The 16510-nt window shown below is 69.8% G+C and carries 12 protein-coding genes; 2 read left to right on the plus strand and 10 right to left on the minus strand.

Going from position 1 to position 16510, the window contains the following annotated elements; all coding sequences use genetic code 11:
• Positions 1-173 precede the first annotated feature (173 nt).
• From NMI01S_RS24180 to NMI01S_RS24210, 8 genes are all read right to left on the minus strand, one after another.
• Positions 174-3587, minus strand: a complete 3414-nt coding sequence (locus NMI01S_RS24180) for a translation initiation factor IF-2 N-terminal domain-containing protein (RefSeq protein ID WP_063920833.1) — start codon at positions 3585-3587, stop codon at positions 174-176.
• A 127-nt stretch (positions 3588-3714) separates the two neighbouring features.
• Entirely contained in the window at positions 3715-3912 is a 198-nt protein-coding gene (locus NMI01S_RS35025; protein ID WP_143859875.1) for a hypothetical protein, read from the minus strand.
• A gap of 314 nt (positions 3913-4226) precedes the next feature.
• A complete protein-coding gene (gene ndk / locus NMI01S_RS24185) occupies positions 4227-4628 on the minus strand; it encodes a nucleoside-diphosphate kinase (RefSeq protein WP_039777040.1) in 402 nt (133 codons plus the stop codon).
• Positions 4629-4673: 45 nt separating this feature from the next.
• Positions 4674-5015 carry a DUF4233 domain-containing protein gene (locus NMI01S_RS24190; RefSeq protein WP_082857361.1) on the minus strand — a complete coding sequence of 114 codons (342 nt, stop codon included), beginning with the start codon at positions 5013-5015 and terminating at the stop codon, positions 4674-4676.
• 158 nt (positions 5016-5173) lie between these two features.
• Positions 5174-6598 carry a bifunctional tetrahydrofolate synthase/dihydrofolate synthase gene (gene folC / locus NMI01S_RS24195; RefSeq protein ID WP_439956298.1) on the minus strand — a complete coding sequence of 475 codons (1425 nt, stop codon included), beginning with the start codon at positions 6596-6598 and terminating at the stop codon, positions 5174-5176.
• Between the two features lie 50 nt (positions 6599-6648).
• The gene (locus NMI01S_RS24200) at positions 6649-9351 is read right to left on the minus strand and encodes a valine--tRNA ligase (protein ID WP_063000699.1); all 2703 of its coding nucleotides are present in this window, start codon (positions 9349-9351) and stop codon (positions 6649-6651) included.
• A 353-nt stretch (positions 9352-9704) separates the two neighbouring features.
• Positions 9705-10676, minus strand: a complete 972-nt coding sequence (locus tag NMI01S_RS24205) for a diacylglycerol kinase family protein (protein WP_084513199.1) — start codon at positions 10674-10676, stop codon at positions 9705-9707.
• Positions 10673-12250 (minus strand): FAD-binding oxidoreductase, encoded by a 1578-nt coding sequence (locus NMI01S_RS24210; protein ID WP_063001064.1) that lies wholly within the window; start codon positions 12248-12250, stop codon positions 10673-10675. The genes NMI01S_RS24205 and NMI01S_RS24210 overlap by 4 nt, the downstream gene beginning before the upstream one ends.
• Before the next feature lie 158 nt (positions 12251-12408).
• Here NMI01S_RS24210 and NMI01S_RS24215 point away from each other — a divergent pair, with 158 nt between their 5' ends.
• Both NMI01S_RS24215 and NMI01S_RS24220 read left to right on the plus strand, forming a co-directional pair.
• Positions 12409-13014, plus strand: coding sequence for a TetR/AcrR family transcriptional regulator (locus NMI01S_RS24215; RefSeq protein WP_063000701.1), 606 nt, complete (start codon positions 12409-12411; stop codon positions 13012-13014).
• 26 nt (positions 13015-13040) lie between these two features.
• Entirely contained in the window at positions 13041-14621 is a 1581-nt protein-coding gene (locus tag NMI01S_RS24220; RefSeq protein ID WP_063000702.1) for a glycerol-3-phosphate dehydrogenase/oxidase, read from the plus strand.
• Positions 14622-14673: 52 nt separating this feature from the next.
• Here the strand turns inward: NMI01S_RS24220 and NMI01S_RS24225 are convergent, their stop codons facing one another.
• Both NMI01S_RS24225 and NMI01S_RS24230 read right to left on the minus strand, forming a co-directional pair.
• Positions 14674-15516: a patatin-like phospholipase family protein gene (locus tag NMI01S_RS24225; protein ID WP_063000704.1), complete on the minus strand. Its 843-nt coding sequence runs from the start codon at positions 15514-15516 to the stop codon at positions 14674-14676.
• Between the two features lie 97 nt (positions 15517-15613).
• Positions 15614-16408 (minus strand): VOC family protein, encoded by a 795-nt coding sequence (locus NMI01S_RS24230; RefSeq protein WP_063000706.1) that lies wholly within the window; start codon positions 16406-16408, stop codon positions 15614-15616.
• Positions 16409-16510 lie beyond the last annotated feature (102 nt).

Genomic DNA, 16510 nt, shown 5'->3' on the forward strand with positions numbered 1-16510 from the left:
CGTTTTCTCAACACAACACGGTGCTGTCACCGGGCAGCGACTGTCCAAGATTACAGGACTGCCACCCCCCGCACCAAACCGGGTCGCCGCCACCGCGAACGCGGTCCGCCGCGGCGCCCCGCCCGTCGTGCGGGCGGGGCCTGTGCTGCGAGTTCTCCGGTCCGGCGACCGGATCAGTTCGGCGATTCCGGCGCGCCCGCGGCTCGCCCGGCGGCCCGGCGACGGGTCCGCTGCCGCGGGGCCACCTCGGCCGGAGCCAGCTCGTCGAGCGAGAACTTCGGCGCGCTGTCCTGGTCGGCGTCGGTCAGCACGAAGACCGCGCCCCGGCTGTCGGTCGACGGAGCCGACGCGGTGCGCGCCACCCGGCGACGGCCACGACGGGCACCCGTTTCCGGAGCCTGCTCGGCGGGCTTCGTGTCGGCCGGTGCGGGAGTGACCGCGGACTCGGCCGACGCCGCCTGTGCTCCGGCCCGGGCGGCCACCGCGGGCCGCTCGGGCTCCGGGACCGGCTCGGCAGCGGGTTCGGCCGCCACCGGCTCGGTGCCGACTCGTTCGGCGACCACCTGTTCGGCGACCACCGGCTCGGCCGCTTCCACCTCGACGGACTCGGCTTCGGCGACCTCGGCCGCCGCGGCCCGTCCGCGTCCCCGGCGCGAAACCCGTGAATCCTTGGCCTGCGGCCGCGATTGCGTCTTCGCCTCGACCGGCGCACCGGCCTCGGCCGGCTCGTCGTCGGAGTGATGCGCGGCCATCGCGAGCGCGACCGGATGAGCGCGCTTGGCGGCCGCATCCTCCTCGGGATGCGCATCCGCGGTGTCCGGCGCGGCGGTGCTCGCCTGCTTGACGTCCTTGTCGCGGTCCTTGTCCTTGCGGCGGCGACGGCCTTCGCGGCGGCCGGACCCCTCCTCGGCGGGTGCGGTCTCGACCGGATAGTTGTGCACGATGATGCCGCGGCCGTGGCAGTGCTCACAGGTGGTGGAGAACGCCTCGACCAGACCGGTGCCCAGCTTCTTGCGGGTCATCTGGACCAGGCCGAGCGAGGTGACCTCCGACACCTGATGGCGGGTGCGGTCGCGCCCGAGCGCCTCGGTCAGGCGGCGCAGCACCAGATCCCGGTTGGATTCCAGCACCATATCGATGAAGTCGACGACGATCATGCCGCCGATATCGCGCAACCGCATCTGGCGCACGATCTCCTCGGCGGCCTCCAGATTGTTGCGGGTGACCGTTTCTTCCAGGTTGCTGCCACCGGATCCGGTGAATTTGCCGGTGTTGACGTCGATCACGGTCATCGCCTCGGTGCGGTCGATGACCAGGGTGCCACCGGAGGGCAGCCACACCTTGCGATCGAGCGCCTTCGCCAGCTGCTCGTCGATGCGCAGGTTTCCGAAGACGTCCACGCCGTTGTTGTCGTAGCGCTCGACCCGGGCCAGCATGTCCGGAGCGACGGTGCGGACGTAGTTCTCGACCGTCGTCCACGCCCGGTCGCCCTCGATGACCAGCTTGGAGAAGTCCTCGTTGAACAGGTCCCGGACGACCTTCACCAGCAGGTCCGGCTCTTCGTACAGGGTCTTCGGCGCGCCCGACCCGTTCTCGGCCTGCTTCTCGATGGTCTTCCAGGTGGCCTGCAGCCGCTCGACATCGCGGGCCAGCTCGGTCTCGCTCACACCCTCGGACGCGGTACGGATGATCACTCCGGCGTCCTGCGGGACGATGTCGCGCAGGATCTCCTTGAGCCGCTTGCGCTCGGTGTCGGGCAGTTTGCGGCTGATACCGGTCGAGGTCCCGCCCGGGACATAGACCAGGAAGCGACCAGCCAGGCTGATCTGCGTGGTCAGCCGAGCGCCCTTGTGCCCGACCGGATCCTTGCTGACCTGCACCAGGACGGTGTCGCCGGGTTTGAGGGCCTGCTCGATCTTGCGTTCCTTGCCGCCGAGCCCGGCGGCCTCCCAGTTCACCTCACCGGCGTAGAGCACGCCGTTGCGGCCGCGGCCGATGTCGACGAACGCCGCCTCCATGCTGGGCAGCACGTTTTGCACCTTGCCCAGGTAGACGTTGCCGACCATCGACGCCGTGCCGGTGTTGGTGACGAAGTGCTCGACCAGGATGTTGTCCTCGAGCACCGCCACCTGGGTGGTCGCACCGACATGCGAATGCTCGCCGGCCGGGAACGACTTCTCGCGCACCACCATGACCCGGTCGACCGCCTCGCGGCGGGCCAGGAATTCCGATTCGGTGAGGATCGGCGGGCGACGGCGACCGGCCTCGCGACCGTCGCGACGGCGCTGCCGCTTGGCCTCCAGCCGGGTCGACCCGCTGATGCCCTGCACCTCGTCGACCGTGCGGCGCTTGTTACGCGGTTCCCGCTCGTGCACGACCGTGTTCGGCGGATCGTCGTCGGCGGGCTCGGATTCGTTGTCCTCACCGGCCTTGCGGCGACGGCGACGACGGCGACGGCGGGTGGAACCCTCCGGCGTCGAACCCGAGTCGTCGTCGTTCTCCTCGCCGGTCTGCTCGGCGGCGGTCTCCTCGGCGGATTCGTCGGACTCGGCGTGCGCCTCGGCGTCCTCGTCGTCGGATTCGTCGTCCGACTCGTGATCGGCGTGCTGTTCGCCCCGGCCCCGGCCGCGACCGCGGCGGCCCCGGCGGCGGCGACGCGAACGACCACCGTCCTCCTGCTCGTCGCGCGACTGCTCGTCGTCCCAGTCGCCGGATTCGGTCTCGGTCTCTGCTGCCGCGACGGTCTCGGGCTCGGCGGGGGCTTTCTCCGGCGCGGGTTCGGCGGCCTTTTCGGTGGCCTTCTCACCGGCTTTCTCAGCGGCCTTTTCGGCGGCCTTTTCGGCGGCTTCGGCCTCGCGCTCGGCACGCCGGCGGCGGCGCATCTCCTCGGCGGCGGCGGCATCCGGCGGCAGGAACAGCGGCGCGGCCGCGATACTCGCCGGCTCGAAGACGACCGGCTCCTCGCGCTGCGCGGCAGGCTGCTGGAACGGGCTGGTGAACAGCGATGTGTGCGGCACCGATTCGGCCTCGGCCGATGCCGCGGGCGACTCTGCCGCTACCGGCGATTCCGATGTCACCGCGGGGTTCGCGGTGCCAGGGGTCTCGCCGACGTCCGCGGCCCGCACGGTGTCGGCGACCTCGGGTTCGGCGACCGCGGTGGATGCGCCGGACTCGCTCGGCTCGGGCTCGCCGGACGTATCCGGCGCGGTGACGGTCTGCGCGGTATCGGCCGCGGCGGTGGATGTGGTCGCCGGAGACGCACTCTCGGCGCGTGCCGGAGCAGGCGTCTCGGCCTGTCCGGTGGCGAGCTCGGTCACCGGTTGCCCGGTGCCGGCCTGTGGGGGAACGAGCGCGTCGCGCACGGATTCGGCGACGGTCCGGTCCAGGCTGGATTGGGCGCTGCGAGCTTCGGCACCCAGTTCGGTCAGATGGGCAAGGATGCGTTTGCTGGTGGTACCCAGAAGTTTCGCCAGCGCGTGCACCCGGATACGTTCGGGCAACTGCGCTGCCTCCCCTACCCCGGCCACCTCGGTAGAGGTGGAATCACCATTGCTCTGCGACGTTCCTTGCGGCTCTTGATCGGCCACGAAATCTCCTCGGGCCCCCGGGCGCGTCCCACTCGTACGAGAGTGACGCGGCCGACGCGGGGGCGCTGTCCGTTCGCCTCACGCCTGTGGCGCAAGGTCTGATGGTCTCGCCCCGCGTGCCCCGTTATCACCTGTCGTACGTCGTTCGGGCTAACTGGTCACGCGGCGCCTGGCTGTTGGCTTTCACACCTGAGCTCGAGCGCTCATCCAGCGTGCCGCCGAACAGCCGAGTCTTGGAACCGTCCGGGGCAGCGATGATCGGCGTCGAGCCGCGGTGCCATTCGGTTGCGTTCGCCACCTGCCCCGATAGGCGGGCGTCGATCACATCCGCTTCCAGTATCCCACACAGCGACCCACTGGTATGTCATCGGAGCGTGCCCGGCCCGTTTCCGGGGCCCGACCGGGGAGACTTTCCTACACCTGAGTAGGTCTTTTCCGCCGGATGCGGAGCACCCGCTGGAGTGTCGCCGCGACCAACGGGCAAATGATCACGGAGGGCCCGGGAAACCCCACCGACCACAGCGAGATCACCCACCCGGTCGTGAACCGAAACTGGGACGCAACCGAATCGCGCCCCGCACGGAGCGAGTCTTACGAGCGACCGTTCGCGGGAGCGAAGCGGAGGCCGAACGACACAGCCTAGAACCAGAGCGCGATCTCGCGCTTCGCGGATTCGGGGGAATCGGAGCCGTGCACGAGGTTGAACTGGGTTTCCAGGGCGTAGTCGCCGCGGATGCTGCCGGGGACGGCCTTCTCGACGGGGTCGGTGCCACCGGCGAGCTGGCGGAAGGCGGCGATGGCGCGCGGACCCTCGAGGATGGCCGCGACGACCGGGCCGGAGGTGATGAATTCGATCAGCGAGCCGTAGAACGGCTTGTCGGCGTGTTCGGCGTAGTGGGCGGCGGCACGTTCCTCGGAAACCTGCTCGAGCTTGAGGGCCGCGATCTTCAGGCCTTTGCGTTCGATGCGGGTGATGATCTCACCAACCAGGCCTCGGGCCACGCCGTCCGGCTTGATGAGTACCAACGTCTGCTCAGTCACGGCGACACTCTAACCGGCGCTGCCACCGGATTCCGAACCGAGCCGTCAGGACGAGCCCTGCATCCGCTGGCTGGGCAGCAGACCCTGGTCCATGCGGCGTTTGACGTCGGAGCGCAGCACCAGAATGAAAGCCCACACCGCCGCGAACACGACGCCGATGATGCCGATCGACAGATGAATGAACCCACCGGCCAGCACCAGCACCTGCAGGCCGAGATTGAACGGCACGGCCCAGGAGCGACGCTGCATTCCGGAGCCGACGAACATCAGGACGGCCAGGCCGACCAGGTAGGTCACCGACCACCAGCTGAGTCCGCCGCCGACGGCCCCGACCACCGGCAGCGCCAGCAGCACGGTGATGGCCTCGAGTACCAGCGCGCCGGCCATCACACCGCGAAAACCCTTCCACGGGTCGGTCGCGGGCGCGGGTACACCCTGCTTCGGCGCCTCGCCGCGCACATCGTCCTCGCTACCCACGTCGCCTCCTCCGCGCCCGCTCGCCGATGCCCTCGACACCAGCTTCCCACCGTCTGCGGCCCGCTGCTTCACGCGGGGTCCTTCCCGAACAGCGAGCGCGCCGTGCCCGCGGTGACCACCGAGCCGGTGACCACGATGCCCGCGCCGGATACCGGTTCGCCGGCGTCTCCCGCTTCCTCGGCGATGGCGATGGCGGTTTCGACCGCATCGGCGAGGCTGTTCGCGGTGACGACTCGCTCGTCGCCGAAGCGCTGGACGGCCAGGTCTGCGAGTTCGTCGACGCCGAGCGCCCGCGGTGAGCCGTTGGTGGTGACGACGATCTCGTCCAGCACTGGCTCCAGCGCGGCGAGGATGCCCGCCGCGTCCTTGTCGGAGAGCACCGCGACCACACCCACCAACTTGCGGAAGTCGAATTCCTCGGTGAGCGTCGCGGCGAGCGCCCGCGCACCGGCGGGGTTGTGTGCGGCGTCGATGAAGATGGTGGGCGCGCTGCGCATCCGCTCCATCCGGCCGGGGCTCACCGCCGCGGCGAATCCGGCCCGCACCGCGTCGATGTCGAGCTGCTTCTGCGAGCCGGCACCGAAGAACGCCTCCACCGCGGCCAGCGCCAGCGCCGCGTTGTGCGCCTGGTGTTCGCCGTGCAGCGGCAGGAAGATCTCGTCGTAGACCCCGCCGAGCCCCTGGATCTCGAGCACCTGACCGCCGATCGCGACCCGACGCGACAGCACCCGGAACTCGGAACCGGCACGAGCGACCGCGGCATCTGCCTCCACCGCGCGCCGCAGCAGCACCTCCATCGCCTCGGGTTCCTGCTCGGCGATGATGGCGACGGTGTCGCGCGGAATCAGCAGATCCTGCGGCGACTTCTTGATGATCCCGGCCTTCTCTCCGGCGATCGACGCCAGATCCGGGCCCAGATAGTCGGTGTGGTCCAGCCCGATCGGTGTGATCACCGCGACCTGCCCGTCGATGACGTTGGTCGCGTCCCAGGTGCCGCCCATCCCGGTCTCGACGACCGCGACATCGACCGGCGCCTCGGCGAACGCGGCGTACGCCATCGCCACGAGGACCTCGAATTTGCTCATCCGTGGTCCCGGCCCGTCGCCGAGGGCGCCGTCGGTCGAGCGCGCGTCGATCATCTCGACGTAGGGCAGCAGTTCCCGGTAGATCTCGACGTAGCGGGCCGGCGTGATCGGCGCGTTGTCGACGGCGATGCGTTCGGTCGCCAGTTGCAGATGCGGGCTGGTGAACCGGCCGGTGCGCCGGTGCAGTGCCGTGAGCAGCGCGTCGACCATCCGGGTGACCGAGGTCTTGCCGTTGGTACCGGCGATGTGGATGGCGGGATAGCTCTGCTGCGGGGAACCGAGCAGATCCATCAGGGTCGCGATCCGGGTCAGCGACGGCTCGATCTTGGTTTCGCCCCAGCGCTGGTCGAGTTCGGCCTCGACCAGCGCCATTTCGGCGAGGTCGACCGGCGAGGGACCGGTGCGCAGCCGGTCCGCACCGCCCGCGAGCGGTTCGTGGTCGAAACCTTCACCGCCGCTCACTTGTTCGCCACCGACTCCGTGATCTGCGCCAGCCGCGCCCCGATCCGGGTCACCTCGGATTCGGCGACCTCGCGGCGGGTGCGGATCTTGGCGACCACCTCGTCGGGCGCCTTGGCCAGGAAGGCCTCGTTGCCGAGTTTGGCGGTGGTGGCGGCGAGGTCCTTCTGCGCGGCCGCGAGGTCCTTCTCCAGCCGGCGGCGTTCGGCGTCGAGGTCGACCGTGCCGGAGGTGTCCAGTTCGACGGTGACGGTGGCGCCGGACAGCCGCACCTCCACCGCGGCGGTGGCGGAGAACCCGGCATCCGGTTCGGTGAGCCGGGCCAGGCTGGCGATTTCGGCGTGCAGCCCGGTGAGGTCGGCGGTATCGATGCCGATCAGTTTCGCGGCGACCTTCTGCTTGTCGGTCAGGCCCTGATCGCTGCGGAATCGGCGGATCTCGGTGACGAGCTTCTGCAGGTCCGCGATGCGCTGTGCCGCAACGGTATCGGCGGCGATCCCCGAGGACTGCGGCCACGCGGCGATCACCAGGGAGTCGTCCGCACCGGCCTCGGTGAGGGCCTGCCACAGCGTTTCGGTGACGAACGGGATGGCCGGGTGCAGCAGGCGCAGCACCGAATCCAGCACGTTGCCGAGGACGATGCGCGTGCTCGCGGCCCGCTCCTCCGATTCGGCGAACTGCACCTTCGCCAATTCGAGGTACCAGTCGCACAGTTCGTCCCAGGCGAAGTGGTACAGCGCCTCACAGGCCTTGCCGAATTCGTAACGGTCGAAGGCCCCGTCCACCTCGGCCCGCACCTCGTCGAGCCGGTCGAGGATCCAGCGGTCGGTGTCGGTGAGGGTGGCGCGGTCGGGCAGGTCGCCCGGCGCGGCACCGTTCATGAGCGCGAACTTGCTGGCGTTGAACAGCTTCGTGATGAAGTTGCGCGAGGCCTGCACGTGCGGCGGGCCCACCGACAGGTCGCTGCCCGGCTGCGCGCCCCGGGCGAGGGTGAAACGTGTTGCGTCCGCGCCGTATTCGTCGATCCACAGCAGCGGGTCCACGCCGATGCCCTTGGACTTGGAGTATTTGCGGCCGAATTCGTCGCGGATGAGGCCGTGCAGGAAGACGTCGTCGAACGGGACCTGCTGCCGCCCGGGGTCCTTACCGGCGGCGATGACCGGGTCGCCGGAGACGAACATGCCGAACATCATCATCCGGGCCACCCAGAAGAACAGGATGTCGTAGCCGGTCACCAGCACGCTGGTCGGATAGAACTTCGACAGTTCGGGGGTGTCGTCCGGCCAGCCCATGGTGGAGAAGGGCCACAGGCCGGAGGAGAACCAGGTGTCGAGGACGTCCGGGTCCTGCACCCAGCCCTCGGGCGCCTGCTCGTCGGGGCCGACGCACGCGATCTCGCCCTCGGGGCCGTACCAGATCGGAATGCGGTGACCCCACCACAGCTGCCGCGAGATGCACCAGTCGTGCATGTTGTCGACCCATTCGAACCAGCGCGGTTCCTGGCTGGCCGGGTAGATCGTCACCGCACCGTTGCGCACGGCGTCACCGGCGGCCTTGGCCAGCGATTCGACCTTCACCCACCACTGCATCGACAGCCGCGGTTCGATCGGTTCGCCGGAGCGTTCGGAGTGGCCGACGCTGTGCACGTACGGGCGCTTCTCGGCGACGATGCGCCCCTCGTCGGCCAGCCGCTCGCGGATCTTGACACGCGCCTCGAACCGGTCCATGCCATCGAATTCGGTTCCGGTGTCGGCGATCTTGCCGGTCTTGTCCATGATGGTCGGCATCGGCAGGTTGTGCCGCAGGCCGATCTCGAAGTCGTTGGGGTCGTGCGCCGGGGTGATCTTCACTGCGCCGGAACCGAATTCGGGGTCGACGTAGTCGTCGGCGACGATCGGAATCTGGCGGCCGGTGATCGGGTGGTAGACCGTGGTGCCGATCAGCGCCCGGTACCGCTCGTCCTCGGGGTGCACCGCCACCGCGGTATCGCCGAGCATGGTCTCCACGCGGGTGGTGGCCACGATGACGTGCGGTTCGTCGTCGTTCAGCGAGCCGTAGCGCAGCGAGACGAGCTCACCCTCGACGTCCTCGTATTTCACCTCGACGTCGGAGATCGCGGTCTCGAGCGAGGGCGACCAGTTCACCAGGCGCTCGGCCCGGTAGATCAGCCCGGCGTCGTAGAGGCGTTTGAAGATGGTCTGCACCGCGCGGGAGAGGCCGTCGTCCATGGTGAAGCGGTCGCGGCTCCAGTCGACGCCGTCGCCGAGGCGGCGCATCTGGCCCTGGATGGCGCCGCCGGATTCGCGCTTCCAGTCCCAGACCTTGTCGACGAACAGTTCGCGGCCGAAGTCTTCCTTGGTCTTGCCGTCGACGGCGAGTTGCTTCTCGACCACGGTCTGGGTGGCGATGCCGGCGTGGTCCATACCGGGTAGCCACAGCACCTCGTAGCCCTGCATCCGCTTGCGGCGGGTGAGCAGGTCCATCAGGGTGTGGTCGAAGGCGTGGCCCATGTGCAGGTTGCCGGTGACGTTCGGCGGCGGCAGCACGATCGAATAGGGCGGCTTGTCGCTGGCCGGGTCGGCGGTGAAGTAACCGGCCGCTACCCAGCGCTCGTACAGGTCGGCCTCTACATCGCTGGGGTTCCAGCTCTTGGGGAGGGCGTCGGCACGATTTCGCGAGTTATCAGGGGCTGCGCTGGTCACCGTGCGATTCTACGGAGTTGAGCAGGAGGACTCGACACGGCCCTGCACACGGCACCGTCACACCCCTGAGACCCGCCACTCGGGCGCCGGACGTGTGTGCCGGGTGGCGTCGCGCCGCGCAAGAAGCGGGTCGGCCGGAGAAAGATGTAGGGCGGGGTTTTCGGCGGATGAGGGACACCGAAAACCCCGCCCACGTCTTCGAGACTACCGCCCGGATCGGCGCAATACACCAATCCATATGCAATTCTCAGCTTTTGCCCGAATCCGTTGTGCAGGTGTGGGTTTGCCACTCAGCATGCTCGCAGATTCGCCACCGGGATGCGGAGGCCGCGCCCCGCCTGTGGACGGCGGGGTCACGGCACGAGGATCGCCAGCGCTGCGGGTTCGGCGCGGAAGGTCGCCGGGAGCAGTCCCGCCGGGTCGCCGTCGGCGGTCGCCGGTACCGCGGCGGTGAGGGTGATGGCGCGGGCCCGGTAGTGCCCGACCGCGGGATGGTCGATGCGCTTGCCGGCGGCCAGGGCCGGGAGCAGGCGGACCATCTCCAGCCGTGACATCGCGCCGACCACGGTCAGGTCGAGCAGGCCGTCGTCGACGATGGCGTCGGGGCAGATGAGCATGCCGCCGCCATAGGTCCGGGTGTTGCCGACCGCCACCATCACGGCCTCGGTCTCGACGACGCGATCATCGGCTGCGCCCGGCTCGCCGGACAATTCGATGCGGTAGGGCACGCCGAGCTGACCGAGCAGTTCCGGCACCGCGGCGAAGGAGTACCGCAGCGAGCCCTTCGGCCGGCGCATACGGTTGGCGCGCAGGGTTACTCGCGCGTCGAAGCCGGTGCCGGCGACGGTGGCGAATCGCATGGGACGATGGGCGACGGCGGGTTCGATTCCGGCCGCCCAGTCCTGGGCGTGCTCGGGATCGGGCGTGGATTCGATCGCGCCGAGATCGATGGTGCGCACGGAACCGCCGAGCACGATATCGGCCGCGGCCCGCGGGTCGTCGTCGGGCACTCCCAGTTCCCGGGCCAGGTCGTTACCGGTCCCGCCGGGCAGCAGCCCCAGCGGCACCCCGGTCGAGGCGAGGGCCTGCAGCGTGACGCAGACCAGTCCGTCACCGCCCGCGCAGACGACCGCGTCGGGACGCTCCGGCCCTCGCACCGAATCCCGGACCAGGCGAACGGTTTCCGCCGCGTCGGCACCGCGGATCTCGCGTACCCGTACGCCGCGCTCGGCGAAGCGGGTGGCGGCCGCGGCGGCGGCCGCGAGTCCCCGGCCGTGGCCGGAGTGCGGGTTGGTCACCAGCGCGACCGATCGGATGGCGGTCACGGAATCAGCTTGCCCGGGTTGAGGATTCCCGCCGGGTCGACGGCATCCTTGACCGCACGCAGGATGCGCGCGCCCGGCTCGCCGATCTCGGCGGTCATCCACGGCCGGTGGTCGGCGCCGACGGCATGGTGATGGGTGATGGTTCCCCCGTGTCCGGCGATGGCGTCACCGACGGCGCGTTTGGTCCGCGCCCACTGGGACAGCGCATCGTCGGCCTGCTTGGCGACGACGGTGAAGTACAGCGAGGCGCCGGTCGGGTAGGTATGCGAGATATGGCACATCACCAGCGCGGGAGTGCCCTGCGTCCCGAGCGATTCGGTGAGCGCGGTGGTGACCGCCGCTTTAAGCCGCTCGACATTCGACCAGGTGGTCGCCGTTTCGAGGGTTTCGCACAGTACGCCGATATCCAGCAGCGCATCACGCAGATACGGCGCGGCGAAGCGGCCGTGCTCCCATTCCCGCGCCGGCTGTTCACCGAGGGCGGTGCCGCCCGCGGCGGCGAGCAGGGCCGAGGCCTCGGCGCTGCGCGCGGTCACATGCGCTTCGGTGCCCTCGAACGTGGTGACGGCCAGGCAGCCGCTGACCGGTGCGCCGCCGATATCACCGGAACGGGCCAGGTTGAGTCCGGTCTCGGCTTCGTCGGACAACCGCAGCACCGTCGGCGCCGCGCCGTTCTGCACGACGGTGCGCAGCGCGGCGGCGCCGGTGGCGAAGTCCGGGAACGACCACGCCTGATACGCGGTTGTCTCCGGAATCGGGTGCACCCGCAGCGTCACCTCGGTGATGACGCCGAGCGTGCCCTCGGATCCGGCGAACAGCTCGCGCAGATCCGGGCCGGCGGCCGAGGCGGGGGCGCGGCCGAGATCGACCGTGCCCGTGGGCGTTGCGACCTTCAGGCGCATGATCATGTCGTCGAAGCGGCCGTAGCCGGCCGAGGCCTGACCCGAGGATCGGGTGGCCGCGAAGCCGCCGATGCTGGCGTATTCGAAACTCTGCGGGAAATGCCCCAGCGAAAGTCCATGGGCGGCAAGCAGTTTCTCCGCCTGCGGCCCGGTCAGTCCGGCGCCCAGCGTCGCGGTGCCGCTCACCGGGTCGATATCGGACAGTCCGTCGAGCCGCCGCAGATCCAGGGCGATCACGGTGTCGAAGCGGCCGCGCGCGGGATCCACCCCGCCCACCACGCTGGTGCCGCCACCGAAGGGCACGACCGCGATCGACTGTTCGCCACAGTAGGTGAGCACGGCCAGGACCTGGTCGTGATCGGCCGGGAAGACGACGGCGTCGGGCGCGTCCTGCGGCGCTTGGGCACGACGGCGCAGCAGGTCGGGCGTACTCTTGCCACCCGCGTGCAGCAGCCGGTCACGGTGGTCGGCCGACACCTGATCCGCGCCGACCACCGCCGACAGCCCCGCGCGATGCGCGGCCGTCAAGCCGGATTCCCGCAGCGGCACGTCGCCCTCATCACGACGGGCCACCGGTTCCCCGGACACTCCGAACACCTGCGCCACCAGCGTCCGGATCCGGTCCGAGAGCGGCGCGTGGGCCGAGGCGACGCCCCAGGCGTCCCACACCATACTCGGCCGATCGGACGACTCGCCCGGTGTCGAGTTTTCCGATTCTGCTGCGGATGTGTCCTGTCGCGTATCGACCATGCGTTACAGTCTGACATAGAGTGTCAAGCAGTAACGAATACGAATCGCAGTAACGAACACGGACCGATGGTGAGTTGTTGATGGATCCGAACGAATCCCCCGGCCCCGACGGCGAGCTGTCGGCTATCGACCTGGCGATCCTGGCGGCGGGACGTGCCTGTGTCGAGGAGTTCGGCGTACGCCGGACCACGCTCAGCGAAGTCGCCCGGCGCGCCGGCGTCAGTCGCCCCACGGTGTACCGGCGCTGGCCCGATACCCGGTCGCTGATCGCCGAGTTGCTGGTCCGGGAACTGAGCGAGATCGTGGCGACGAGTATCCCCACCCAGGGCCCGGCGCGGGCGCGCCTGGTGGAGGGCATCGTCTCGGGCGCGGCCGAGATCCGGTCGAACCCGTTGTTCGCCAAGATCTTCCGCATCGACACCGACCTGATGCTGACCTATGTGTTCGGCCGGCTCGGCCGCAATCAACGGCAATTGATCCAGGTGTTCTCCAGCGCCGTCCGCGAGGGACAGCGCGACGGTTCCATCCGCGCCGGCGATCCCGATCACCTGGCCACCATGCTGCTGCTGATCGGCCAGTCCACCGTGCAGTCGGCCGGCACGGTCAGCCATCTGCTCGATGATGCCGGACTCGACGTCGAGCTCGCTCGCGTCGTCGACCGGTACCTGCGCCCCGATACCGACTAGTCCCGAAACAGAGAGCGAGACAGCGCATGCTCGACGAGAGCACACCGACCGCGGGCCACGGGCTCGGCGATACCACGGGAGATTCGGCGCTCAACGCCGCCCGCCGCGGCCGCGAACTGCGGGCGCTCGGCGATGCGGACCGCATCGACGTTCTGGTCATCGGCGGCGGTGTCACCGGCGCGGGCGTGGCGTTGGACGCGGCGGCGCGTGGATTGCGGACCGTCCTGGTGGAGGCGCACGATCTGGCCTTCGGAACCAGCCGGTGGAGTTCGAAACTCGTCCACGGCGGATTGCGGTATCTGGCATCCGGCGGGGTCGGCATCGCCCACGAGAGCGCGGTCGAACGCGACATCCTGCTCACCACCACCGCACCACATCTGACTCGTTCGATTCCCCAGCTCGTCCCGGCGTTCTCCGGCGGATCCCTGCCGCAGCGGCTCTTGGTCCGCGCGGGTTTCCTCGCCGGAGACGCACTGCGGCGCAGCGCCGGAACCTCATCGGCGGTGTTGCCGCGATCGCGCCGGGTCGCCGCGGCCGAAGCGCTGCGACTCGCGCCGACACTGCGCCGCGCCGGGCTGCGCGGCGGGATGACGGCCTGGGACGGTCAGCTCGTCGACGACGCCCGGCTGGTGGTGACGATCGCGCGCACCGCCGCGGCGCACGGGGCGACCGTGCTCACCCGCGTCCGCGCCGAGCAGGTGAGCGGCGACGCCGCGGTGCTGCACGACGTGCTGACCGGTGAAACCCTGTCCGTACGAGCGCGTTCGGTGATCAACGCGTCCGGCGTGTGGGCCGACCGGGTCGATCCGAGTATCGAGTTGCGGCCCAGCCGCGGCACCCACCTGGTCTTCGACGCCGCGGCCTTCGGCGGCCTCACCGCCTCGCTGACCGTGCCGATTCCGGGCAGCACCAGCCGTTTCGTCTTCGCCTTCCCGGCCGCGCACGGCCGCGTGTATCTGGGGCTCACCGACGAGGACGCACCCGGCCCGGTCCCGGACGAGCCGAAGCCCACCGACTCCGAGATCGACTTCCTGCTCGACACCGTGAACACTGTGCTCCGAGAGCCGTTGCGGCGCAGCGATATCCGCGGATCCTTCGCCGGTCTGCGACCACTGTTGCGCACCGCCGACGACTCCACCGCCGACATCTCTCGCGAACACGCGGTCCTGCACTCCCCCGGCGGCCCGATCACCGTCGTCGGCGGCAAGCTGACCACCTACCGGCAGATGGCCGAGGACGCGGTCGACGCCGCCGTGGCCGCCGCCGGGCTGACCGCGGCGCCCTGTCGCACCAAGCGAATCCCGTTGGTGGGAGCGGTGTCCGGGCGGGCGCGCGACCGGATCGCGGCGCCGCCGGTGCTGGTCGAGCGTTACGGAGATCAGGCCGCACAGATTCTCGCCGCGGCGCGGCGCGATCCGCGCCTCGCCGAACCGGTCGCCCCCGGCATCGACGTGCTGCGTGCCGAATTCGCCTTCGCGGCAACCCATGAGGGCGCACTCGACGAAGACGACCTGCTGGACCGCCGGACCCGGATCGGACTGGTCGCCGGCGACCGAGCCGCCGCTCTCGCGGCCGCGCGGGAAACGCTCGCATCCAACCGAGCCTGAGTGACCTCGCCCCGTCGTGACCTCATGCCGGAACGGATGTGCGATCCGCCGCCTAGCTCCAGAGCTCGGCGATCCGCTCCGCCGCCGACTTGCCCTGCACCCGACCGGCATGCGCCGACGGCACGCGGGAGGCGGTATCGAGCGGATTCGCCCCGAAAGCGGCGATCGCGGCCTCGTCGGGGGCGATCGATTCCACCCGCGCACCCCGTTCGGTCAGTCCCGCGATCTCGCCGTCCAGCGCCGGATCGGGCAGCGGCGCGATGATGAGTACCCGCCCGAATCCGGCCGCCAGGTCGGCATTGACACTGGTCCGCACGCCACCGTCGGTATAGCGCACGCCGTCGACGGTGTGCGGCGGCCAGACCAGCGGCACCGCCGAACTGGCGGTCACCGCGTCGACCAGCGCGACCCCGGAGGCGCGATCGAAAACGCGCGGTTCACCCGTGCCGGCGTCGACGGCGGTGATCAGCAGCCGCTGCCGAGGCCATTCGTGCACCGGCAACCGCGATTCGATCACCGCGCGCCGGGCGGATTCCGGCACCGTCTCGGTCTCCAGGGCGAGGTTGCCGAGTCGCCGCCGCGCCACGGCCATATCCCCGCCGCTCTCGGTGATGATCCGGTTGATCGTCTCCCACACGCCGTCGAGCGGGTTGCCCTCCGGCACGATCTCGGCGCTCTGCATCGCGGGGTCGATCTGGCGGCGGAACAGCTCCTCCGCGGTCAGCCCGCTGGTCAGTTGTGCCGCCACATTGGCGCCCGCCGACGTGCCGATGTACAGATCGGCGGCGGTGAGATCGATTCCCGCGTCGGCCAATCCGGCGATCACGCCGTTCGCCCAGGCGATTCCCGCCACCCCACCGCCGCCGATCACCAGCGCCCGTTCGTCCGCCATCATCGCTCCCACATTTCGCTCCGCGTTCCCGACCGCTCGGGACAACCTCGACGGTAGCGATGACCATTCCCCAGCGCGATTACCGGCGGGGTAATGAATGTCAGGACGCGTTACCGCCGATGCTGAACGCCACACCGCTCGGATCGCGCAACGCCGCCAACCGGCCGTACGGCGAGTTCTGGGGCTCGACTTCGACCGACCCACCCAGGCTCACCGCCTGCTTCACCGTCGCATCGACGTCTTCGGCGCCGATGTAGATCCGCCACCAGCCGGGCGATCCCGGGGGCAGGTGCGCCGCCGAATCCATCACGCCACCGAGCATCGGCGTGGCGGAATGGATGGACGTGTACCGAAATTCGGGTGAATCACCGATCGTGAAGGGATCGCGCCAGCCGAACACCTCGCGGTAGAACTTCAACGCCTCCGCATAGGCCGGCGTATGCAGTTCGAACCACGACGGGTACCCGACGTGCCCGCTCCAATTTCCGCCGCCGGCGACGCCGAAGGAACCGAAGCCGCGATGGACGCCGGGCTGCCACGCACCGACAGCCGCACCGGACGGATCGGCGAGGACGGCCATGCTGCCGAGCTCACCGACGGCCATCGGCTCCACCACGACCCGGCCGCCGTGGTCGGCGGCGGAGGCGGCGGTGGCGTGGACGTCGACACTGGTCAAGTACACGGTCCATTGATCGGGTGCGCCGTCCGAGCCGTCGTTGCGCATCCCGCCGGCGACGGCATTGCCGTCCTTGCGGAAGGTGATGTAACCGCCGTACTGCTCATCGCTTTCGGCGGTCCAGCCGAACAACTCGCCGTAGAAATCGACGGCTCGATCGGTGTCGGCGGTGAACAGTTCGATCCAGCACGGGTCTCCGGGTTCGAAGGTGTAGGACATGCTCGCTCCTCTGGATGGGGATTGCGTTCTCTCACCGGTACGACGGCGCCGAACGGACAAACTCATCGGCCCCTGCCCAAGCCTGGCACGAGGCGGGGACCA

The organism is Nocardia mikamii NBRC 108933, from assembly GCF_001613505.1.
Classification (GTDB): Bacteria; Actinomycetota; Actinomycetes; order Mycobacteriales; family Mycobacteriaceae; genus Nocardia; species Nocardia mikamii.